The organism is Vibrio caribbeanicus ATCC BAA-2122 (assembly GCF_000165125.1).
GTDB lineage: Bacteria > Pseudomonadota > Gammaproteobacteria > Enterobacterales > Vibrionaceae > Vibrio > Vibrio caribbeanicus.
In genome coordinates, this window is sequence record NZ_AEIU01000043.1 from 1 (window position 1) to 22,136 (window position 22,136).

Annotated in this window: 22 protein-coding genes; 13 read left to right on the forward strand and 9 right to left on the reverse strand. The window is 41.1% G+C overall.

What is annotated here, in order from left to right; translation table 11 throughout:
* From RH40_RS20225 to rplI, 6 genes are all read left to right on the forward strand, one after another.
* Nucleotides 1-69: EF-Tu C-terminal domain-related protein (locus tag RH40_RS20225; RefSeq protein ID WP_009599998.1), on the forward strand; the 69-nt coding region annotated here is incomplete at its 5' end.
* Nucleotides 70-349: 280 nt separating this feature from the next.
* A complete protein-coding gene (locus tag RH40_RS03700) occupies nt 350-538 on the forward strand; it encodes a (2Fe-2S)-binding protein (protein WP_009599999.1) in 189 nt (62 codons plus the stop codon).
* 62 nt (nt 539-600) lie between these two features.
* Entirely contained in the window at nt 601-1,083 is a 483-nt protein-coding gene (gene bfr / locus RH40_RS03705) for a bacterioferritin (protein ID WP_009600000.1), read from the forward strand.
* A 199-nt stretch (nt 1,084-1,282) separates the two neighbouring features.
* Nucleotides 1,283-1,663: a 30S ribosomal protein S6 gene (rpsF, locus tag RH40_RS03710; RefSeq protein WP_005451516.1), complete on the forward strand. Its 381-nt coding sequence runs from the start codon at nt 1,283-1,285 to the stop codon at nt 1,661-1,663.
* 119 nt (nt 1,664-1,782) lie between these two features.
* Complete coding sequence (gene rpsR / locus RH40_RS03715) at nt 1,783-2,010, forward strand: 30S ribosomal protein S18 (protein ID WP_000090472.1); 228 nt, start codon at nt 1,783-1,785, stop codon at nt 2,008-2,010.
* Nucleotides 2,011-2,040: 30 nt separating this feature from the next.
* The gene (gene rplI, locus RH40_RS03720) at nt 2,041-2,493 is read left to right on the forward strand and encodes a 50S ribosomal protein L9 (protein WP_009600009.1); all 453 of its coding nucleotides are present in this window, start codon (nt 2,041-2,043) and stop codon (nt 2,491-2,493) included.
* Nucleotides 2,494-2,564: 71 nt separating this feature from the next.
* Here the strand turns inward: rplI and RH40_RS03725 are convergent, their stop codons facing one another.
* The gene (locus tag RH40_RS03725) at nt 2,565-3,323 is read right to left on the reverse strand and encodes a DUF481 domain-containing protein (RefSeq protein WP_009600010.1); all 759 of its coding nucleotides are present in this window, start codon (nt 3,321-3,323) and stop codon (nt 2,565-2,567) included.
* Between the two features lie 172 nt (nt 3,324-3,495).
* On the opposite strand from RH40_RS03725, the gene RH40_RS03730 reads away from it, so the two are divergent.
* The 5 genes from RH40_RS03730 to pgi all read left to right on the forward strand — a co-directional run bounded on the left by RH40_RS03730 (nt 3,496) and on the right by pgi (nt 10,220).
* Entirely contained in the window at nt 3,496-4,908 is a 1,413-nt protein-coding gene (locus tag RH40_RS03730; RefSeq protein WP_009600011.1) for a replicative DNA helicase, read from the forward strand.
* A gap of 5 nt (nt 4,909-4,913) precedes the next feature.
* The gene (gene alr, locus RH40_RS03735; RefSeq protein WP_139056842.1) at nt 4,914-6,005 is read left to right on the forward strand and encodes an alanine racemase; all 1,092 of its coding nucleotides are present in this window, start codon (nt 4,914-4,916) and stop codon (nt 6,003-6,005) included.
* Nucleotides 6,006-6,208: 203 nt separating this feature from the next.
* The gene (locus tag RH40_RS03740) at nt 6,209-6,577 is read left to right on the forward strand and encodes a hypothetical protein (protein WP_009600013.1); all 369 of its coding nucleotides are present in this window, start codon (nt 6,209-6,211) and stop codon (nt 6,575-6,577) included.
* A 52-nt stretch (nt 6,578-6,629) separates the two neighbouring features.
* Nucleotides 6,630-8,396 carry an Lnb N-terminal periplasmic domain-containing protein gene (locus RH40_RS03745; protein WP_158091817.1) on the forward strand — a complete coding sequence of 589 codons (1,767 nt, stop codon included), beginning with the start codon at nt 6,630-6,632 and terminating at the stop codon, nt 8,394-8,396.
* Between the two features lie 174 nt (nt 8,397-8,570).
* Nucleotides 8,571-10,220, forward strand: a complete 1,650-nt coding sequence (gene pgi / locus RH40_RS03750; protein ID WP_174260317.1) for a glucose-6-phosphate isomerase — start codon at nt 8,571-8,573, stop codon at nt 10,218-10,220.
* A gap of 41 nt (nt 10,221-10,261) precedes the next feature.
* Here pgi and RH40_RS03755 read toward each other — a convergent pair whose 3' ends face one another.
* From RH40_RS03755 to msrA, 8 genes are all read right to left on the reverse strand, one after another.
* Entirely contained in the window at nt 10,262-11,158 is an 897-nt protein-coding gene (locus tag RH40_RS03755; protein ID WP_009600016.1) for a TIGR03899 family protein, read from the reverse strand.
* A 284-nt stretch (nt 11,159-11,442) separates the two neighbouring features.
* Complete coding sequence (locus RH40_RS03760; RefSeq protein ID WP_009600017.1) at nt 11,443-12,039, reverse strand: DUF3299 domain-containing protein; 597 nt, start codon at nt 12,037-12,039, stop codon at nt 11,443-11,445.
* Nucleotide 12,040: 1 nt separating this feature from the next.
* Nucleotides 12,041-13,300 (reverse strand): ABC transporter permease, encoded by a 1,260-nt coding sequence (locus tag RH40_RS03765; protein ID WP_009600018.1) that lies wholly within the window; start codon nt 13,298-13,300, stop codon nt 12,041-12,043.
* On the reverse strand, nt 13,300-14,004 hold the full coding sequence (locus RH40_RS03770; protein ID WP_009600019.1) for an ABC transporter ATP-binding protein: 705 nt from the start codon (nt 14,002-14,004) through the stop codon (nt 13,300-13,302). Before RH40_RS03770 ends, RH40_RS03765 begins: the two co-directional genes overlap by 1 nt.
* A gap of 56 nt (nt 14,005-14,060) precedes the next feature.
* Nucleotides 14,061-14,744, reverse strand: coding sequence for a zinc uptake protein ZrgA (zrgA, locus tag RH40_RS03775; protein ID WP_009600020.1), 684 nt, complete (start codon nt 14,742-14,744; stop codon nt 14,061-14,063).
* A 70-nt stretch (nt 14,745-14,814) separates the two neighbouring features.
* Nucleotides 14,815-15,108, reverse strand: a complete 294-nt coding sequence (locus RH40_RS03780) for a DUF2607 family protein (RefSeq protein WP_009600021.1) — start codon at nt 15,106-15,108, stop codon at nt 14,815-14,817.
* Between the two features lie 79 nt (nt 15,109-15,187).
* Complete coding sequence (locus RH40_RS03785; protein WP_009600023.1) at nt 15,188-15,739, reverse strand: YtfJ family protein; 552 nt, start codon at nt 15,737-15,739, stop codon at nt 15,188-15,190.
* A gap of 160 nt (nt 15,740-15,899) precedes the next feature.
* The gene (gene msrA / locus RH40_RS03790; protein ID WP_009600024.1) at nt 15,900-16,532 is read right to left on the reverse strand and encodes a peptide-methionine (S)-S-oxide reductase MsrA; all 633 of its coding nucleotides are present in this window, start codon (nt 16,530-16,532) and stop codon (nt 15,900-15,902) included.
* Nucleotides 16,533-16,643: 111 nt separating this feature from the next.
* Between msrA and tamA the strand changes: the two genes are divergently transcribed.
* Nucleotides 16,644-18,353, forward strand: a complete 1,710-nt coding sequence (gene tamA / locus RH40_RS03795; protein ID WP_009600025.1) for an autotransporter assembly complex protein TamA — start codon at nt 16,644-16,646, stop codon at nt 18,351-18,353.
* An 8-nt stretch (nt 18,354-18,361) separates the two neighbouring features.
* Nucleotides 18,362-22,102, forward strand: a complete 3,741-nt coding sequence (tamB, locus tag RH40_RS03800; RefSeq protein WP_009600026.1) for an autotransporter assembly complex protein TamB — start codon at nt 18,362-18,364, stop codon at nt 22,100-22,102.
* Nucleotides 22,103-22,136: the final 34 nt, after the last annotated feature.

Consider the following 22,136-nt stretch of genomic DNA (forward strand, 5'->3'; position numbering starts at 1 on the left):
TTACGTTTCGCAATCCGCGAAGGTGGCCGTACAGTAGGTGCTGGTGTTGTTGCTAAAATCTTCGACTAATTCGAAAGAATTAGCTAAAGATTTGCGTTAATCGCAATTAAAAAAGGGGAAGCTTGTGCTTCCTCTTTTTATTTTTGTTATAACGGAGAATGCTGGTAATCAATTGAAAAAAATAAGCTTTTATTTCCATCTCATTTTTTAATTACTCTAATCTATTGAATTTTCTTTTTTGTAAAAAAATGTTATGAAAAATTGTTATCAATATTTTCCAATTACAACTAGTAATGATAACGATTCTTTTTTATATTTTAGTTTGTATAATTAGTTAGAGTAGTATTGTATGTACGTTTGCCTTTGTCATGGTATTTCGGACAAGAAAATTAAGCAGTTAGCCATGGAAAAAGGCATATCAGATGTAAAAGGAATTAGTTCATGTACTGCTCTTGGTACCCAATGTGGTAAGTGTATTAAACAAACAAAAGAGATTTTAGCTGAAACCGAGTACCCGCAAGTGAAAAAAGCCAGTTAAACTGGTTTTGACACCTTTCTGAATAGTTCTAAAGTTATAAGAGCTAAAGGGAGGGTTTTGCCATGAAAAGCGATCCAATCATTATCCAACATTTAAACAAAATTCTCGGTAACGAACTTGTTGCTATCAATCAGTATTTCCTTCACGCAAGAATGTACAAAGACTGGGGGCTCAAGCGCCTAGCAGATAAAGAATACCATGAATCGATCGAAGAGATGAATCATGCTGATAGACTGATAGAGCGCATTTTATTCCTAGAAGGAATTCCAAACTTACAAGACCTTGGCAAGTTGATGATAGGTGAGGATACTAAAGAAATGATTGAGTGTGATCTGAAGCTCGAGATGACAGCGATTCCTGATCTTAGAGCAGCGATCGCCTATGCTGAAGATTCAAATGATTATGTTTCTAAAGAGCTTTTTCAACGCATATTAGAAGACGAAGAAGATCATGTCGATTGGCTTGAAACGCAGCTCGGTCTTATCGAGATGACGGGAATCCAAAACTATCTACAAGCTCAGTTTGTCGATGAGGAAGAAGGTTAACAATTACGTACTAAAATTACGCAATAAAAGGGGCTTACTAGGACTTGGGCGAAGCCCCACACCATATTTCTCTTGCTATAATTGCTATCTTTCTGTACTATTCTCGCCTCTTAAATCTCAGTCAATTATCTTTAGTTCCTTGCTTCCTCTGGACGACTGAGCCATTTGTGGAAGCTGAATAATCCGTAAGGAGCAACCAATGCGTCATTACGAAATCGTATTCATGGTGCACCCTGATCAAAGCGAGCAAGTTGCTGGCATGATCGAGCGTTACACTGGTTCTATCACTGAAGCTGGCGGTAAAATTCACCGTCTAGAAGATTGGGGTCGTCGTCAATTGGCTTACCCAATTAACAAGCTTCACAAAGCTCACTACGTTCTAATGAACGTTGAAGCAGACCAAGCTGTAATCGATGAGTTAGAAACTGCTTTCCGTTTCAACGATGCAGTTCTACGTAACATGATCATGCGTACTAAAGCGGCTATCACTGAGCAATCAATCATGCTTAAGCAAAAAGAAGAGCGTGCTCCTCGTCGCGAAGAGCGTGCTGAAGCTAAGCCAGAAGCAGCTGCTGAGTAATAAAAACTCAGAATTTAGTACTTGGTTTTATCGAATTTAATTAAAGGTACCCTGCGTACATTAATAGTTAATTGGTAAAACCGACAACAATACTCAAATTTAAGATCAGGAGATAGCCCATGGCTCGTTTCTTCCGTCGTCGTAAATTCTGCCGTTTTACTGCAGAAGGCGTACAAGAGATTGATTACAAAGACGTAGCAACTCTTAAAAACTACATCACAGAAGCTGGTAAAATTGTACCTAGCCGTATCACTGGTACAAGCGCTAAGTATCAACGTCAACTAGCTCGCGCTATCAAGCGTTCTCGCTACCTAGCACTACTTCCGTACACTGACAAGCATCAGTAATCGGTTCGTTTTATAAAGAGGAATTAAACAATGCAAGTTATTCTACTTGATAAAATCGGTAAACTAGGTGGCCTAGGTGAGACTGTAAACGTTAAGTCTGGTTACGCACGTAACTTCCTTATCCCTCAGGGTAAAGCGGTTATGGCAACTAAGAACAACGTTGAGATGTTTGAAGCTCGTCGCGCTGAACTTGAAGCGAAAGCAGCTGAGCAGCTAACGGCTGCACAAGCTCGTGCTGACAAAGTAGGTGCACTCGAAGCTGTCGTTATCGCTTCTAAAGCAGGTGACGAAGGTAAATTGTTCGGTTCTATCGGAACTCGTGACATCGCTGATGCAATTACAGCAGCAGGCGTAGAAGTAGTGAAAAGCGAAGTTCGTCTTCCTGAAGGTGCTCTACGTAATGTTGGTGAATTCGAAATCAGTGTGCAGCTTCACTCTGAAGTATTCGCAACAGTTAACCTAAAAGTTGTTGCTGCTGAGTAATTTCAGTACCAATAGCAAAAAAGCACTTCATTGAAGTGCTTTTTTTATATCTGCTAATCAGACAATTAAATTTAAAAAGCAAAAAGAAGATTGATAGAAAAAATACTATCGGCTTTGTTTAGGCCTTGAGGCACCTTATCATGGTATTGTCTAGAATGAGAAAGCTTAAGAGCGATATCCTCGGTAATGTTATTTGTTGCAGCAAGCTCTGTATCAAGACTGGTATTACTTGCTCCAGAGACGATAGTGAGACTCCCTGAGAGGTGTAAACTGTCGAGAATTTGCCATTTTGTATTAACATTACTTCTGAAAATACCTTCTTGTACGGTATTTGGGAATACAATATCCTTACTACCTATTTCATCCAAGTTCGGTTCTTGATAGCGATAACCTGGACCAACCTCAAGTTCCAATGTCAGTTCTTCAGTATTAAAAAACTGGTAACCTAATCCGCCAGATACGGTGTAGTCCTTGAAATAAGCGCTGTAACGGGAATCAATTCCTTTAAAACTGCCATAGAGATAGGTTTTTGCACTGAGTTTGTAGTCAGTTTGTGCAGAGTAACTCGATTGCCTTTTGTCCTCTTTTCCATCTTTATACAGCTGATAATATTTCCATTCACCATCTGTTCGATGACGACCCTCTATATATTCAGTACTCAAACGTGTATTGAGTGATCGAGAGTCACTATTTCCTGTATGAGATTGAAAGCCAAACTCAACTTCAGAGTTCCAAGGGGAAGGGATGTCTGTATCGAATTGTCCATTTTCTTCGGCATAAGTGAGCGAAGAGCTCAATAAAACAGTGGTAAATAGCCAAAATTTAGACACTCAATGCCTCAATATCGATGGGATGAATAATCTAATTTTAGGTTTTATTTCATTGTTCACCGTCATGTAGACGTTAAATATCCATGAGAAGCTAATAAACTCGTGCTTAAATAAAGACAATACGCGTATTCTCGTTATAATTAGCGATCGAGATAAAGTTGTTGAGAGCCCTATGACTGAGACAAAGTTAGAGAACACGATTAAAAAAATCAAAGATCCGCAAGTTGATGCGATCAAAGTTCCTCCGCACTCGCTGGAGGCTGAACAATCGGTAATAGGGGGCCTGCTTCTTGATAACTTAAGATGGGATACCGTCTCTGAGCGTGTTACTGCAAATAATTTCTACAGTCGACCGCACAGACTCATTTTTCAGGCGATCCAAGCCATTCTCGAGGAAAATAACCCACTGGATCTTATTACGCTGTCTGAGTTTTTGGAGTTAAGAGAGCAGCTTGAAGATGTCGGTGGATTCGCTTATTTAACCGACTTAGTAAAAAATACTCCCAGTGCTGCCAATATTAACGCTTATGCCGACATTGTCGCCCAAAGAGCGCTTGTCAGAGATTTAATTGGGGTTGCTAATGAGATCGCTGATGCTGGTTACGACCCCCAGGGGCGTAGCTCAGAAGAATTACTCGATCTTGCTGAGAGCAAGGTTTTTGCGATTGCGGAGGCTCGTACTAATGAAAATGAGGGACCACAAAATGTTGAATCAATATTAGAAAATACACTTGAACGTATTGAGTTGTTGTACAAAACGCCTCAAGACGGCGTAACTGGTGTTGATACAGGCTTTACTGATTTAAATAAGAAAACCGCTGGTTTACAGGGATCTGATCTAGTGATTGTTGCGGCGCGCCCATCAATGGGTAAGACAACATTTGCGATGAACTTGTGTGAAAACGCAGCGATGTCACAAGAAAAGCCAGTATTAATTTTTTCTTTAGAAATGCCTTCTGATCAAATCATGATGCGTATGCTGGCATCTCTCTCACGAGTCGATCAAACCAAAATCCGAACTGGACAACTGGATGATGAAGACTGGGCACGTATTTCTTCGACCATGGGTACTTTAATGGATAAGAAGAATATGTACATCGATGACAGTGCAGGTTTGACTCCAACCGAAGTTCGCTCACGAGCACGCCGAGTTGCGCGTGATCATGGGGGATTATCTATGATCATGATTGACTACTTACAACTTATGAGAGTTCCTGCTCTTTCTGATAATCGTACGTTAGAAATCGCTGAAATTTCTCGATCATTAAAAGCTCTGGCTAAGGAGCTCAACGTCCCAGTTGTTGCTTTGTCTCAGTTAAACCGATCACTTGAGCAACGAGCAGACAAAAGGCCCGTAAACTCAGATCTTCGTGAATCAGGCTCAATTGAGCAAGATGCCGACCTGATCATGTTTATTTATCGAGATGAAGTCTACAACCCTGATAGTTCAATGAAAGGCACAGCAGAAATTATCTTGGGCAAACAAAGAAATGGTCCAATAGGCTCGGTGAGGCTGACGTTTCAAGGTCAATGGTCTCGCTTTGATAATTATGCAGGTCCAGCTTTTGATATGGATGATGAGTAGAGCTTATGAGTCACATGAAAGCCGCAACGGCACATATCGATCTAGAAGCACTAAAACATAATCTTGGGCGTGTAAAACAGCAGGCACCTAACAGTAAGGTGATGGCTGTGGTTAAAGCAAACAGCTATGGACATGGCCTGCATTATGTCGCCCAACATGCTTCGGCAGCTGACGCATTTGGTGTCGCGCGTATTGAGGAGGCGCTTCAACTCAGGGCCAGTGGTGTCGTAAAGCCGATCCTGCTACTTGAGGGATTTTATTCTTCTAGGGATCTTCCTGTACTGGTGACAAACAGTATCCATACCGTTGTACATTGTGAAGAGCAGCTTTATGACTTAGAGAAGGCTTCACTGGAAAACCCTGTTGTCGTTTGGTTAAAGATTGATAGTGGTATGCATCGTCTGGGTGTAAGACCAGAGCATTTCGAACACTTTGTTGAACGTCTTGAGGCTTGTAAAAATGTGGCCAAGCCCTTGCGCTATATGAGTCATTTTGGCTGTGCCGATGAGCTAGATAAACCCATTACCCAGAAACAAATCGAGTTGTTTTTGAGTTTGACTAAAGGATGTCTTGGAGAGCGCTCCCTTGCGAACTCTGCTGGTGTGTTAGCTTGGCCTGATAGCCAGCTAGAGTGGGTTCGTCCTGGTATTATTTTGTACGGCGTCTCTCCGTTGCCGAACAAAACGGCCACAGACTTAGGCTTTAAACCTGTTATGACGCTAAAATCTCACCTTATTGCAGTGAGAACAGTAAAAAGTGGCGAAAGTGTTGGCTACGGAGGGAACTGGACCAGTGACCGTGATACGAAAGTCGGTGTCATTGCTATTGGTTATGGCGACGGATACCCGAGAATGGCGCCGAATGGTACACCTGTTCTTGTTAATGGTCGTAAGGTACCTATGGCAGGAAGAGTGTCGATGGATATGTTGACGGTTGATCTTGGCCCTGATGCAAAAGATAAGGTGGGGGATGAGGCTATATTGTGGGGAAATGGGTTAGACGTTGAGGAAGTCGCTCATCATATTGGAACCATTGCCTACGAACTCGTTACCAAATTAACTTCTCGAGTTGATATGGAGTACTCAGGCAAAGCCTAAAAAAGCTTTGACGCAACAAAAAGTCCTGCCGCAAAGTTACCAAGACATTACCTAATATGAATCAATGTTCATATTAGGTAATGATTGTTGTGATATTAATAAAAAGAATCATTAATAACGATTCTTTTTATTATAGTTATGTATTATATTCTTGCACCGAAAATTTATTCAAATAAATAACATGTAAACTCTAAGGATATAATATGAATAAGGTGTCTATTCTACCACTCTCTCTTTTAGTTCTAGCCTCAGCTGGCTGCAGTACTATCCTAACAGACGATGAACAGCGTATAAACGTTATTTCAAATACAGATGAAAATCTTCAGGTTTCTGTTGATGGTGTAGAGCAAAATGTACCTGGAATAATTACAGTCAAAAAAGAAAATAAAGACAAAGTTCTTACTGTTACATCTGAAAAATGTAAAGGTAAGCAGGTCGCATTAAATAAAACAATTGAACCAACATTCTTTGCTAATATCTTATCTGGCGGAGTATTTGGCTCAACAACAGATTATGCTTCAGAATCAATGTGGAAGTATCAAGACTCTGTAGAGATCAGCTGTAACAAATAGTATGCACGTTTCTGATAAAATAAGAAGCCGACTTGTTCGGCTTTTTGTTGTTTTGTTTAGTGGTTTCCCACTCCTTTCTTATACTCAAGAAGTCACAAAACTTGATGGGCGACAGATTGGTCAATATCGAGCCCTTCTTCATATACAAGCGGGAAAAATAACTGTCGATGACCCAAGTTTTTATATATCAGAAGACCCAACTGATACAATAAAAGAAATTGAGAGTACGAAAAAATTAATACTTGGAGATGAAAAAAGCTATCACAAATTTAAGTGTCGCTTTCCCGCTAGAACTTTGTGGCTTGCTCATTATTTAGACAAAATAGAAACGCCTAATTTCAGTGACTGTCCTCAATTAAATACGTTCATTCAACAAGTTCCTGCCTCCCGAATTGAATTAGTTTATGCATCTGAAAACTTAATGAGCCCGAGTAGTTTTATGGGACATTCTTTTATTAAGCTCAGTAATCAAGATGGGAGTATTGCTCATTCGGTGTCATTTTTTACTAATGTTGAGGGAATTAACGTTCCTAAAATAATGTTTGACTCTTTGGTACTTGGAAAAGAAGGTTACTTTGTTGTTAGTCCTTTTGAGGAGAGTCTCCGATACTATCTTGATGTCGAAGATCGTAACATTTATGAATATGAAATAAATATATCCGACTTTGAAAAATCATTATTAAAGTTACACTTGTGGGAATTAAAAGACACAAAGATTGACTATTTTTTCCATAATCAGAATTGTGCCAACATAACGCTAAATTTGATAGCAATAGCGCAACCTAAAATAATGCGTTATCGTAATAATTGGTTAAGTCCCCTTGATGTCGTACAACTAAGCTATGAATTTGACCTCATTAAGTCATCACAAATCACGCCTTCATTAGAGTGGCGACTTAGAACTTATGGAAGTAATTTAACCAGTCCATCCTCTTCAGAGATTAAAAAAATGCTTCTAAGTGGGAATTTGGGCTTTTTGTTCAATGGGTTAGCTTTTGAAGACCAGTATGTAACTTGGCTTTATGCCCGTTCTTTAAATGAATATTTGCAGAGAAACAGTAGTATAGATGAGTCAACATTTCTGAGTAATGAAAGTAATCTTGCTAAGCTTGAGAATTCTTTCTCACACCTATCTATTGATATGAGTGACTTTAAGAATCCTGTAAATCGTAAACCGGACTCACAATTTAGCGTCGGTTACAGAACGACTTTTAATTCAGGTGCATTACTCCTTGAGTGGTTACCAGCATCACATCTTATAAACGATGATAACAGAAATGCGTTTAGTGAGTCCTCTCTAGAATTGATGCATATTACAACCCGTATTGAACGAGAATCGATAAAACTGGAAAAGCTCACTATATATGCAATAGAAAGTTTATTGCCTTATAAAATCATTAGCGGAGGTTTTTCAGGTAAATTCGGTATGCAGTGGAAAGATGGGAGTGAACAGCTTAGTCAGTTATCTAATCCTAGGTTTGAAGTATTCGGTGGTGGTGGATTAAGTTTTTCTCCAAACGCGAATGCGATTACTTACGGTCTCACATCACTTTATATCGCATCAAATAGTGAAAGAGCTTGGCTTATCCCTCAATTCGAACTCGGTGCCATGGCCTATTTTAAAAATGACATAAAACTTTCAACGGAATTTGAGCTGACACAAAATGAGTTTATCGACGATAAATTTAAGTATGGCGTTTCAGCTTCAGTGAGTTATTTTGGACTGCACGATGGGGCTTTGAGTTTGCATTTTACACACACAAAAAAAGAAAATGTGACCGAAAAATCACTGATGCTAAACTACCAATACTACTATTAGACCTTACCCTGTGTACTATTATTACTTTTTTATGAAAAAAAATTACAACTTGGTTTGTTAAGCTATTGTACCTATGACTTTCTAGGATTATTATCGGAATAATCCGCACTCTTCGAAGCACTCAAATAGAGAAGCCGAAAGTCAAAGCCTCTGTCAAATTGGGATACCACCATGATGAATACTATTAATCCAATGCAAACCGAAGCATGGAAAGCCCTCACTGCACATTTTGAATCTGCCCAAGATATGGATCTGAAAGCACTCTTTGCAGCAGATGGTACTCGGTTTGATAAATTTTCTGCCTCTTTTGGTCATGACATACTTGTTGATTATTCGAAAAACCTCATTACCGAACAGACCCTAGAGCTTCTTTTTAGCCTCGCAAGACAAACCGAATTGGAATCGGCTATCAAGGCTATGTTTGCTGGTGAGGCGATCAATCAAACAGAGAACCGAGCGGTATTGCATACAGCACTGCGTAACCGTTCAAATTTACCTGTCATGGTTGACGATCAAGATGTTATGCCAGCTGTAAATGCCGTGTTAGATAAAATGCAGCGATTTACTGAGCGAGTGATTTCAGGGGAGTGGCAAGGTTATACGGGTAAGGCTATTACTGATGTCGTCAATGTCGGTATAGGTGGCTCAGACCTTGGCCCATATATGGTGACAGAAGCTCTAACGCCTTATAAGAACCACCTTAAGATGCACTTTGTTTCGAATGTCGACGGCACGCACATAAAGGAAACCTTAAAGACATTAAATCCAGAAACAACCCTGTTTCTTATCGCTTCAAAAACATTCACTACTCAAGAAACGATGACCAATGCCTTGACAGCGCGTGAGTGGTTTTTAGGTTCGGCACAAGATATTAAACATGTTGCCAAACACTTTGCCGCTCTATCAACAAACGCTGATGCAGTATCTGAATTTGGTATTGATACTGAGAATATGTTTGAGTTTTGGGATTGGGTAGGCGGTCGTTATTCGCTATGGTCAGCTATTGGCTTATCAATTGCACTTTCGATTGGTTTTGATAACTTTATTGAATTACTTGAAGGAGCGCATCAAGTCGATCAACATTTTTTGGAAACTGAGCTAGAAGAAAATATCCCTGTTATTCTTGCTTTAATTGGCATCTGGTATAACAACTTCCACGGTGCTGAGTCGGAGGCTATTTTGCCTTATGATCAGTATATGCATCGTTTTCCTGCGTACTTTCAACAAGGGAATATGGAATCAAACGGAAAAACCATTGATCGAAATGGGGAGCCTGTTCAGTACCAAACTGGCCCTGTGATTTGGGGAGAGCCAGGAACTAACGGTCAGCATGCTTTTTATCAACTGATTCATCAAGGGACTAAACTGATTCCATGTGACTTTATTGCGCCAGCACAGAGCCATAATAACATCGGTGATCATCACCAAAAACTGATGTCTAACTTCTTTGCTCAGACTGAAGCATTAGCATTTGGTAAATCTGAGCAAGATGTCCGTTCAGAACTGACCGATGCTGGAAAGAATCAGCAAGAAATTGATCAGCTTGCACCATTTAAAATATTTGATGGTAATCGCCCAACTAACTCAATCTTGGTCAAAAAGATCACACCACGTACGTTGGGAAGTCTTATCGCCTTTTATGAACATAAAATTTTCGTTCAGGGGGTAATATGGAATATCTTTAGCTTTGATCAGTGGGGGGTAGAACTTGGAAAGCAGCTAGCCAGCCAAATTTTACCGAAACTACGAGAGGGCGATGAGGTTAACTCTCACGACAGCTCTACTAATGGTCTTATCAATGCTTTTAAAGTATTCCAAAAATAATGGCTGTCAACACTGGCTCATACTTTGTTGGGCCAGTGTTTTTAGGCAAACTCATCAATGTTCTTTTGTTCTTCACTCGTTGCTGAGAACTTTTGACTCAAAACAGCAATCATTTGGTCGTAGTACTGTAGGTTTGGTTTATTGCCCAATAATTTACATAGCTCATTACCCATAGGGCTGAAGCGGTAATAGATGAGGCGAGCTCCTTTGCTGAAAGGTTGTAAGGTAATATTTTTCCCTTGGTAGTTCAGTGGTAAAGGGTTTTCCATGCTAATTTCGCCAGATTCAAGCTCAGTACCATGCATTAAGCCCAGCTCAAATAAAATCAGTAAACTCGAGTAGGGTAGTTTAAAACTGCCAAGGTTAATATTACCGATAATATTCCGTTTGCCAAAACTGAACATTCCTCCTTGCGCTCTAAAACCGACCAAAAGCCTTAAGCTATTATCGCCTCCGAAAGAACAGGCTAGGGAAGCTGCTCGCTGTAAGATTTGTGCTTCTTTAGGAGTCATGTCTTGCAAAACTTTAAGTGCTTTCATCGAGGTTGAACCAGGATTTGTCACTTCTCTCTTTAAAACTTGAGCCCAGAGTTTTTGCATCGACGAATTGTGGACTTCTTGGGCCATATCGAAAAAACGATACAACCAATCTTGCTCGGGATCGCCTGCCGTTTCATTACTGCAATAAACATGGGAGAGTTTGACAATTTGCTCTAGGTTCTTTTGTCGTTGCTCATTGCGTTTTCTTTGTCGTGCTATAGATCGTTCTAAAGGATTCTTTTCCGGCTTCTCTTCGAGTAACAGCGCATCTAAGCCATAATGTTGAGCGATACTGCGTATACGACTTGCACTGTCTTTTATATAGCTCGATTTCCCCTCATTTTTGGAGGAGCTGCTCTCTCGTTGTTCAATAATGACTGGTTTACTGGATTCAGACATATCACTTCCTTGGCAATCGAGCACGAATATATTCTGTTACTCTACCTGTTAATACGCCATGCTGCCAGAGAAAGACTGTGAGGAGTCTTGAAAAATAGCCCTACCATAAATGATAACAAGTTGTTAAAATTGTTATCGATAACTTAGGAGGGCTTATGAAGTATTTTAATGACAATAAACTGAAAAAACATCTGTCAGTCGCCCTATTACTTGTCGTATATGTGGTTATCTTGGGCTATTTATCCAGTTATTTATCATGATACAAATAAGTGATAATTTAACACTTACATATCATCGTACTCTTCAATTTGGGTTCCCTCAATAACATAAGCCGTTTCTGCCAATTCATGGTTGGTTGTTTCTGTTTTCAAGGTGCCCACAACGTAAATGACATCCCAAAGTTGTTGGATTGGAGCTCCTTTAGGGAATTTTACATAAACAATTTGGTTCGGTGGTGGAGGTGGAACGTGAATACATGCACCAAAATAGGGCACCAACAAAAATTCGGTGACCATATTTTGATCTCCCTCAAGAGGAATAACAAAACCAGGTATCTTTACCTTGCTGCCATTAAGTTCTTTTCTCACGTGTCCAAGTTTGGATTGCTTTGCTGCTTTACCAGTGTGACTTTGTGCTGGCATTCCCTGTGCAGTGAATTGATTTCTCTCACTATCTGGAATGAGATCAATCCATTCTAATGTAAGAACATCCTTTGAATTGAGAATCGCTTGGCTTTTTGCTTCGTCTTGTGGTTTTGCCTTACTTTCGTTTTGTGTTGCTGCTGGTTGCGCTTTATTGGCATTAGCGTCCTTAGCTTGCGTAGCAAAGCTTAAACAACATAAAGTGATTACTGTAAAAATAGTCTTTATTGATCTTTCCATATCATACTCTGATTGTCATTCCGTCGCTGAGCGACTGTCTATAGGCTCTAAAAGCTGGTATCAAACCAATTATGCTGCCTGCTAATTGGACTGCAACCAACAGTCCCCACTCGTAAACTGACAATGGATTCAATTCGAGATTGATACCATAGTTTTGTTGGATGATGGGGCCAATGGCGGCAAGTAGCACGTAGAGACTCGCCGTCCCTATGACAAGTCCGATTAAGGTGAGCGCACTGGCTTCTAGAACCAAGAGGCTAAAAATGTGCCTCGGCCTCGCCCCCATGGCCCGTAAAATAGCCATTTCTCGTCGCCGTTCTTGTAAACTTGTCAGCAAACTTGACAGCATACCGAGCAAGCCTGCGACAACAACAAACCCAGAAACAGTCATTAATGCTTGTTCTGCAACGGACATCATCCCCCAAAGTTCATGCAGTGCTACACCAGGTAAAATTGCACTAAGTGGTTCTTGTGTATAATCATTTATTTGTCGTTGAAGTGCAAATGTTTGAATTTTCGATTTGAGGCCAAGTAACATTGCGGTAATTTGCTTTGGGCGAAATTGCATCATTTCTAATTGATTGGCACTTGGGTTGTTGCCTAAGTTTGCTCCACTTTCCCAGCCGACATGAATGGCTTCGATTGCCTCCAAAGAGACATGGACAGTCTTATCTACCGGAGTGCCTGTAGGGGAGAGTATGCCAACGACTTTAAAAGGCAGCTTGTCATGTCGGCTAAACCCAACGTCGCTAATACCATGAGCAATGATAATTTCACTGCCGATGTGATAGCCAAGTTTTTTTGCTACTTCTGAACCAATAACTGTCTCAAATAGTCCATTAAATTCATGGCCTTTAGCAAATTCAATCGGTTGTTTTTTTCCATATTTATAATGTTCAAAGTAGGTGTGATTGGTTCCCATGACTCTGAACCCTTTGTGGGAGTCTCCAAGGGAAATTGGGATAGCCCATTCGACAGAACGATGTTGGCTGAATTCTTGATAGCTCTTCCAATCGATGTTGTTGGTAGCATTGCCAATGCGAAAGACGGAATAGAGCAGTAAGTTGATTTGTCCCGAGCGTCCGCCGACGATAAGATCTGTGCCTGAGATGGTATTGGCAAAGCTGGTTTTTGCTTGAGTGCGAATTCTCTCGACGCCGAGTAAAAGTATCACAGAGATTGCAACGGTCATAACAGTTAGCATCGCCGTTACCTTACGATTTCGTACGCTTTTCCATGCCAATGTAAGAGTTGGGGCCATTACATTTCTCCCACTTTGTTAACTTCTGTAAGGTTGATCGTGCGATCGAAAAGTGTTTCAAGGGTTGGATCGTGGCTAACAAATAGCAATGTTGATCCGACCTTGTTCACTTGTTCCAGTAGAACTTCGATAAATGCGGTACGATTATCATGGTCGAGTGAAGAGGTGGGTTCATCGGCAATAATAACCTGAGGGCGGCCTATCAGCGCACGAGCTGCTGCAACGCGTTGCTGCTGCCCGATACTCAACTCAACCACAGGACGGCCAAGTAAATGTGGAGAAATATGTAACCGAGAGAGAAGTTCTTTGGCTTGCTGATTTAGGTCGTTTTCGCTTTGCTGACGTCTTAGTGATGAAAAACGGCAAGGAAGGGTGACATTCTCAATCACGCTTAAGTAAGGGAGAAGGTTAAATTGCTGGAAGATATAGCCAATATTATCGGCTCTGAATTTATCCCTTCGAGTGGCGGTGAGCTTGGACAGCTCCTGACCTAAAATGGAAACATTTCCTGATGTAGCGCTATTAATGCCTGTTAAGAGGCCAAGTAATGTTGATTTGCCACAGCCACTTGGGCCTTTGATAAAAAGATGTTCGCCGCGTTTTATCGTTAAAGAAGGAATATCGATGGTAGGCGACTCATTTCCTGGCCAAGTGAATATCACATTATCAAGGCTCACCACACAGTGATCGTTGGTTTTATTCATGACTTTTTCCAATACGAAAAGAAATGGCTCAGTGTAACTGAGCCATAAATTTAAGATTAACGTGAGATGGTTTTATCGCCTTTGCCTAGCTCTACGACGGATATTTTACCATCAGGTGATAGCCAGTTTACGGTTATAGATTTGGTATTGGAGAAGTGTTTAAACCATTGAGTCTCAATGTTTTTCAGAGCACTGATGTTTGAGCAAGTGTAGCTGTATTCAATATTGAATTCACCATGACCGCTATGTTCGTCGTGGTCATGCTCGTCGTGATGTTTGTGCTCATCATGGTCATGTTCGTCGTGGTCATGCTCGTCATGATGTTTGTGCTCATCATGGTCATGTTTGTCGTGGTCATGCTCGTCATGATGTTTGTGCTCATCATGGTCATGCTCATTGTGATGATCATCTCCATCTTCTAAAGTATGAGCAACGGACTGGCTGAGTGCGACACAACCTGCAGATGCAGGAAACGTGAAGAGATTATTGACATCTTTTAAGGTGGTTATCGCGTTCTCGAGCTGATGCTTTTGTTCACTTGTGTTTGGAGCGTGTTCGAAACCGACAACATCTGCACCCGGTGCACTTATTTCCATGAGTAGCTCTTTGCCATCTTGTGCAATATTAAGTTCGACGTGCCCATGGACATGAGCGCTATGCTGACGAAATCCTTCTTCAGCATAAGCAAAGCTACTGATTGCTAGTGAAATACTAAGTGCTATCGGAGTAATGTTTTTCATTATCGTTCCTAAATTATATTCAAATAATTATCTAGATTGTGTGGATATATGTTCTTGGATTGTAGATATATTAATACAACATAAACTCAGGTGGTGAACGTGCGAGATAAACAGATGTGAAGAGAATAGTAAAAGGGTAGTTTAATATTTTTGCGCCGTAATTAAAGGCTGCATCGAACGTTGGCTGCCAAGGCTTCGAGAGTACTCCATGTAATCCAACAGCATGAAGCTGACAGCTATGATTATGATCAGAAGATAAGTCATATTGGTGGTCAATATAAGCAAAGTTGAGCCACAGTATAAGGGCGACCAAACAAAGAGTCGCCACTTTACAGTGAATTCTTATTGAGTGAGACCAAGCCAAAAGATTATCCTAGAAAGAACGGCGGAATTGTTATGTTATAACAGCTCCGCGAGGAAGATAAAACCGAAATTAGAAGAATTTATAAGTTTTGTTCGATTAAAGCCAGTACTTGCTTTATCTCATCTTGAGTGAGGGCGCCTTCTTTCACGAAAAGAATTTTACCTTGTTTATCTTGAACAATAATTGCTGAAGACTCTTCGGCAAGATCCCAACTTTTTGCTAGAACACCGTCTTCATCAAGAACCATAGAAGACCAAGGAAACTCTTTTTTACTGTCTTGAATAGAGGATTTTACGAAAGAGCCAGTGCCCCATATCGAGTCATCTTGATTTATGATTGAGGTAGTTTGATAACTTTCTTCAGGAAATTTAGCTGCCGTTATTGCTGCCATCATAGGAGCGTTCAGTTCTTTTGCACTACTACGCCCAGCAATGGCCTGAATCACGCGTACTTTACCAAGCATATTTTGCGTTGACCATTTTGTAAACTTGGTTTCTTTACCCTCCAAAATTACTTCACCATAGTTTGCTATCTCAGCATTAGGGACGGATTCACCGAGCTTGAGGTTATGTGCAAGGGCGATAACAGGAGTACATGAAAGCATGACTGCCAGCAGAGTTTTATTTTTCATATATAAAGTTCCTCTTTATGTTTGCCAAGATTATATACAGAAAATATCTGTGACCGATAAGTGTTCTAGTTGCGAGGTGATCCTCGGCAAAAATTTAACACCGTTAAGAGCTTCAGTGATGCGCTTTGTCACAAATAACTCAGACTGTTACACAAAGGGGTTATGAATTTTCTGGAGGATAACAGATTCCTGTTCCACCAATGCCACAGTATCCATTTGGGTTCTTTGCTAGGTATTGCTGATGATAATCCTCAGCAAAGTAGTAAACTTGGTCAGTCTCTATTTCAGTGGTAATAGTGTTGTAGTTTGTGCCAAGCGCAGATTGATAGGCTAATTTTGAGTCTAAGGCGAGCTGGTAATGTGTTGCACTATAAACGTAAATAGCTGAGCGATATTGCGTTCCTTGATCATTACCTTGCCTCATACCCTGGGTCGGGTTGTGATTTTCCCAAAACACCTTGAGGATCTGTTCAAAGTCGATTACGCGAGGGTCAAACACAATACGCACAATTTCCGTATGCCCGGTCATCCCAGTACAGACCTCCTGATAAGTTGGGTTCGGTGTATAGCCACCAGCGTATCCAACTGAGGTTGTGATCACCCCATCCAACTGCCAAAAGAGTCGCTCCGCTCCCCAAAAGCACCCCATACCAAGCAGCACTTTCTGGCAGCCCGTAGCAGGCTCCGATGTTGGATCGCTTCCATTTACAAAGTGCTGACGACTTATTTTTATTGGTATATCACGCCCCGGGTATGCTTGTTCACTGGTCACCAGTGTGTTTTTGCTTTGCATAGCTTTCACCTTGCTTACTGTATCTCTGCTATTAAATTCACCATCATATTACAGACATCTGTGCATACTGACGGTATGATGAATATATGTGATGTTGATAGTTAGTTAAGCATGATACGAAAAGCTCTACCAGTCTTGTTCATTCTAATGTTTTTTTTCTCAAAAGCTTCTGCAAATCAAGTGAATATATCAATACAAGGCGTTGAAGGTGAGCTTGGGGACAATGTGGATGCTTATCTTCAGTCCATAGCAGAACAAGACTACTCAACCAGTCTCCAGTTCCAAGCACAGCTTGAGCGTAGCTTCCGTGATGCCTTGAAAGCTCTGGGTTATTACAATGCAAAGTTTCATTTTTCAGTGAAAAAATCCGATTTGGTTATTTCAATAGATCCTGGCGACCCAGTGATTATCGAAAAGTCGGACCTGCTAATAGAAGGTGAGGCAAAACAAGATAAAGAATTTCAGCAACTGATTGAAGAAAGTGGTCTTGATAAAGGAGCGATTTTAAACCATGGCTTATATGAAAAGCTTAAGTCAGATTTACGAAATTTAGCACTGAAAAAAGGGTATTTTAACGGGCAATTTATTGTTCATAAACTGGATGTTGCCCCGAGCATCAATCAAGCTTTTGTTTCTTTGCACTATGAAAGTGGAATTCGCTATCAGTTTGGTGATACCCAAATTTTAGGTAGTCAAATTGACCTCGATAGAGTCGTTTCATTAACACCTTATGAAAAAAAAGAATTTTATGATGTCACCAAAGTGGGTGAGTTTAATCAAAGTTTATCAAATACGGATTGGTTTTCCTCGGTATTAGTTGAGCCTGATTTAAGTGAACTCGGTGACGAACGAGAGTTGCCAATAAAAGTATCGCTGGCTCCCCAAGCAAGAAATAAAATTGAGACTGGACTGGGCTACGGGACAGATGTGGGCGTGCGTGGTTCTTTGAAGTGGAAAAAACCTTGGGTAAATAGTAGAGGCCATAGTTTTGATAGTAACCTGTCTCTGTCAGACCCAGAACAATCCTTGAAAGCAGGATACAGCATACCTTTGCAAGATGTGCTGAAAGATTTTTATCGAATTCAACTCGGTATTAAACGTCGCCATGACGCTGATACAAATAGCATTCAGTCAAACCTCGCCTTTGAAAGACATTGGATTTTAGATAATGGCTGGCATACCAAAGCTTACACTCGATATCTGACAGAGAATTATACTCAGGGTCTCCAAGATGATAACGGTCAATTTTTACTCTTGGGAATGTCTTTTTCTCGAAGTCGAATTCGAGGAAATTCAATGCCATTGTGGGCAGACCGCCAAGATATAACCATTGAATACGGCGACCCTAGTCTATTATCGGATACACGAGTAACTCGTTTACTTGCTGGTACTGCCTGGATTCGTAGTATTGGAAACAATCACAGAGGAATTTTCCGTATTGATGCGGGAGCAAACTTTGCTGAGGGCTTTGATAAATTACCACCTTCACTTCGCTTTTTTGCTGGTGGCGATAGTAACTTACGAGGATACGGCTATAAGTCTATCTCCCCCACGGATAGCAGCGGTGCTTTGACAGGTGCGAAATATATCGCTACTTCAACACTTGAATACCAATACCGAATATATCAAGACTGGTGGGGAGCGGCATTTTATGACGTTGGTGATGCTTTTAATGATTCGTTCGAAGTAAAGCGTAGTACAGGTTTTGGTGTTCGATGGGGGTCACCACTTGGGGCTGTTCGGCTTGATTTTGCTTGGGGTCTTGATGCTTCTGAAGGGAGTGAGTTTAAACTTCATTTCACTCTTGGTCCTGAGTTATGAGAACATTTATGCTTCATAAAATCAGTAAGTTGTGGTTGTTTGTTCTAGTGGTAATTATGTTGCTGGCTGGCCTTTTACTTACAATGATTACCACAAATACCGGCCTGAATTTTATTGTTTGGACAACTCATAAGATCATGCCTCAAGTTCATATTGCTGAGCACAAAGGCTCGCTATCAAGTGGGATTAAGTTAAGAGGTGTTATTTATCAAGATGCCTCCGCGTCATTAAAAACTGAGATTTCCAATACAGCCATCAAGCTCAACCTCTCTTGCCTGTTGCAGGGAAAAATATGCATTCAAGAGGCGGTTATTGACGGCTTGAGCGTTGAGCTTTCGGAAAGTAATAATCAGAGTGAGGCAGAAAGTGATGCAGCGACTCAAGTGGTATCGACACCAATACCGGTCATCGTGGATAAAGCTCTAGCAAAGAATGTTAATCTTGATGTTATGGGTGTAGCCCTCAAATGGCACTCCTTACAATCGTCACTGAGTTTCGAGAACAGTACCTTAACCCTTTCCGATACAGATTGGTACGATGTGGCACTTTCTATAGTTGATTCAGAAAAGCAGTCGCCTTCTACTCAGCAAACACCCGACAAAAATTCTAGTCATGAGGTAGTATTGCCTGATGTCGTCCTTCCCATAAAAGTCGTTGTCAATAATTTTCACCTTGAGCATTTTACTCTGGAGCAAGAATCTCCAGTTGTGGTTGAACAACTGAAATTTTCTGGTGCTGCGCATGGAAGTCATGTTGATATAAAGACTTTGCAAGTCTCAGCTTTTGACACAATTTCGAAGTTAGAAGCTCAACTAGACTTGATTGACGACTATCCTATCGAGCTATCTGGTCTGATCCAAATATTGAATAAAGATCTTGAAGGGCAAACACTGCAACTTGGTATGCAAGGTAGTATCGCAGATTTAACATTGAACTCTGTGTTATCGGGGCCTGTAAAAGCAGAACTATCCGCTCGAGTTCAGCCTTTATCACCCGACATGCCATTTAATATCGATCTTACCGAAGGTCAAACTCATTGGCCATTAGCCGGAGAGCCTTCCTACCTCATAGATATCGATAGCTTGGGGTTACAAGGAAACTTAACTCACTATGAGATGAATCTAAAAGGTGAAATCAGTGGGACGGATATTCCTAAAGGATCCATTATGGCAAGTGGTAATGGCAATTCCGAGAGGATCGACTTGGATCAGTTGAGTTTAACAATGTTAGGAGGGGAGATAAGGGCTCCTTTGTCTATTAACCTAGATCCAGAGTTAGTGCTGAATGCCCAGCTCTCTTTTTCTAATATCCAGCCTGGTCTTTATTGGCCTGAGGCCAAAGGGGAGCTAGACGGAAAGTTAGCATTATTGGCAAGTTTAACATCACAAGATAAATGGTCTGTACAAGCATCAGACCTAAAAATATCGGGTAATGTGAGGGAGCAATCTCTAGACGTTGCAGGAGCTCTGCAAGCAAGTGGAACGGCTAATATTGACGATCTGCAAATCAGTACTCAAGGAATTACTATCGCTCATGGTGCCAATAATGTCGAAGTGCGCGGCCGAATAGATAAGTTATGGCATCTCGATATCGGCATTAATATACCTGACTTAGGTTCCTCAATCGCTAATTTAGGTGGCCAAGTGAGTGGTAAGGCTTCAATGAGAGGAGCACTCAAAGATCCAAATGTTGATCTTGATTTAAAAGCGGAAGGACTGAAATGGCAAGACCAATTTAGCCTAGAAAAAGCGGCGTTAGTTGGCCACTTTTCGTCATTAATGAATCTCTCTGGTGATCTTGAGTTAAATCTCTCGAGAGGCAAGTATCAGGAGCATCGGTTAGAAAAGTTGACGATTCGGGGGAGTGGGCAGGACGGTCAGCATACTCTCAAATTAGAAGCATTATCTGACGTATTGAATACAGACCTTACGCTTTCAGGAGTCATGCATCCAGAGCAGTCTCTGAATTGGCAAGGAACGCTTGAACGGGTCACTTTGACGATGAGAGGTCAGCAGTGGTCTTTGGACACACCAACTCAACTTAATTATCTGGCGGTTGAACAGGAGTTTCATGCAGCAGCACATTGTTGGAAACAGGCCGAGGCGTCCCTATGTTTTGAAAAACCGCTATTTATCGGATCGAAAGGTGACATTGCCTTTAACTTACAGCGATTCGAATTAGGACAACTTCAAGACTTGCTCCCCGAATCTTCTCAGCTTAACGGAGAAGTCAATGCTAGTGGTCAGTTCTCATGGTCCCCATCATCTTCACCTAGTATACATGCCATTGTTCAGGCCAATTCAGGCTCTTTTGAGCATAAATTTGAACAAAGTCTTCAAGTTGGCTGGCAGTCAATTTGGGCAAGTATTGATCTTGAAGGGGAAAAATTAGCACTCGATTGGAGAATTGATCTCACTGAAAATGGAGATTTCTATGGGCGTTTGTCTATTCCCGATGTGAAAAGTGACAATCAAAAAATCAATGGAGAGGCAAACATCGATAATATTAATTTGAGTTTTTTGTCCCCGATTGTGGGCGATTACAATAAAATTAATGCTGTTGTTGATTCTAAGACCGCCTTTTCAGGGCCGATCAAACGCCCTCAAATTGACGGTGTTTTGTCTTTGACAAAAATTCTAGTTAAAGGCGATGTGTCGCCAATAGAAGTACAAAAAGGTGAAATGAATCTGAGCTTTTCCGGCTATAAAGCATCATTGACATCAACAATGGTCACGCCGGAAGGTGACTTGCATGTGACTGGGCAAGCCGATTGGCGCCGGCCCCAAAACTGGTCATCGACAATTAGGGTGTTTGCCGATGAGTTATTACTTAACCTTCCTCCAACGACGAAAGTGAAGGTTCAACCCGATATGGTGCTCTCATTGTCGCCTCAATCAGCTAAAATAAAGGGGAATATTGACTTACCGTGGGGCAAGATCATCGTAGAAGAGCTACCTCCTGACGCGATCGGTATCTCTAAAGATCAAGTAATACTGGATAAGAACTTAAAGCCTCTAGAAACTCATCATGGCTTTCCCTTTGAAGTTGAGTCTGACATTAACATCAGACTAGGTGATGAGTTTCAACTGTCAGCTTTTGGTTTAGAAGGGCGTCTAACCGGACAGTTGAATGTTTCTCAGCGGGATTTGGTGCCTTATGTTATAGGTGAAGTGAATATTCAAGAAGGGTCTTACCGCTCCTTTGGGCAAGATCTTATCATTGAAGAAGGAAAAATTTTGATGAATGGGCCGGTAGACCAGCCGTTCGTTCAAATCAAAGCGATCAGGAATCCTGACAATACTCAAGGTGATGTGACAGCGGGTGTCCGAGTAACTGGTCCTGCCAATCAACCTAAAGTAGAAATATTTTCAGATCCTTCGATGTCTCAGGCCAGAGCGCTTTCTTATCTGCTGCGTGGCCAAGACATTGATGGGGAAACGGGAGGTAATGCAGTCGCGACAACTCTGATTGGGTTAAGCTTAGCTCAAAGTGGTCAGGTGGTCGGGAGAATTGGAGAAGCATTCGGCGTTCAGAATCTACAGTTCGACACGAAAGGTGCTGGTAATGAATCCCAAGTGACCGTGAGTGGCTACATATTACCTGGTTTACAAGTGAAATATGGTGTGGGTATTTTTGATTCTGTTGGCGAGTTTACAGTACGTTACCGATTAATGACCAACTTATATCTAGATGCGATAAGTGGTGTTGAACGGGCTGTGGACTTAATTTATCAGTTCGAGTTTAACTAAAATTTCTAATAAAACTTGCAAGCAAAAGGATTTG

What these genes read in the sequence shown, in the direction of transcription:
- rplI (WP_009600009.1), top strand. Translation starts at nt 2,041, where the DNA reads ATGCAAGTTATTCTACTTGATAAAATCGGTAAACTAGGTGGCCTAGGT.
- bfr (WP_009600000.1), top strand. Translation starts at nt 601, where the DNA reads ATGAAAAGCGATCCAATCATTATCCAACATTTAAACAAAATTCTCGGT.
- RH40_RS03770 (WP_009600019.1), bottom strand. Translation starts at nt 14,004, where the DNA reads ATGAATAAAACCAACGATCACTGTGTGGTGAGCCTTGATAATGTGATA.
- RH40_RS03760 (WP_009600017.1), bottom strand. Translation starts at nt 12,039, where the DNA reads ATGGAAAGATCAATAAAGACTATTTTTACAGTAATCACTTTATGTTGT.
- RH40_RS03765 (WP_009600018.1), bottom strand. Translation starts at nt 13,300, where the DNA reads ATGGCCCCAACTCTTACATTGGCATGGAAAAGCGTACGAAATCGTAAG.
- zrgA (WP_009600020.1), bottom strand. Translation starts at nt 14,744, where the DNA reads ATGAAAAACATTACTCCGATAGCACTTAGTATTTCACTAGCAATCAGT.
- tamA (WP_009600025.1), top strand. Translation starts at nt 16,644, where the DNA reads ATGATACGAAAAGCTCTACCAGTCTTGTTCATTCTAATGTTTTTTTTC.
- RH40_RS03740 (WP_009600013.1), top strand. Translation starts at nt 6,209, where the DNA reads ATGAATAAGGTGTCTATTCTACCACTCTCTCTTTTAGTTCTAGCCTCA.
- pgi (WP_174260317.1), top strand. Translation starts at nt 8,571, where the DNA reads ATGAATACTATTAATCCAATGCAAACCGAAGCATGGAAAGCCCTCACT.
- RH40_RS03700 (WP_009599999.1), top strand. Translation starts at nt 350, where the DNA reads ATGTACGTTTGCCTTTGTCATGGTATTTCGGACAAGAAAATTAAGCAG.
- RH40_RS03755 (WP_009600016.1), bottom strand. Translation starts at nt 11,158, where the DNA reads ATGTCTGAATCCAGTAAACCAGTCATTATTGAACAACGAGAGAGCAGC.
- RH40_RS03785 (WP_009600023.1), bottom strand. Translation starts at nt 15,739, where the DNA reads ATGAAAAATAAAACTCTGCTGGCAGTCATGCTTTCATGTACTCCTGTT.
- RH40_RS03730 (WP_009600011.1), top strand. Translation starts at nt 3,496, where the DNA reads ATGACTGAGACAAAGTTAGAGAACACGATTAAAAAAATCAAAGATCCG.
- alr (WP_139056842.1), top strand. Translation starts at nt 4,914, where the DNA reads ATGAGTCACATGAAAGCCGCAACGGCACATATCGATCTAGAAGCACTA.
- msrA (WP_009600024.1), bottom strand. Translation starts at nt 16,532, where the DNA reads ATGCAAAGCAAAAACACACTGGTGACCAGTGAACAAGCATACCCGGGG.
- tamB (WP_009600026.1), top strand. Translation starts at nt 18,362, where the DNA reads ATGCTTCATAAAATCAGTAAGTTGTGGTTGTTTGTTCTAGTGGTAATT.
- rpsR (WP_000090472.1), top strand. Translation starts at nt 1,783, where the DNA reads ATGGCTCGTTTCTTCCGTCGTCGTAAATTCTGCCGTTTTACTGCAGAA.
- rpsF (WP_005451516.1), top strand. Translation starts at nt 1,283, where the DNA reads ATGCGTCATTACGAAATCGTATTCATGGTGCACCCTGATCAAAGCGAG.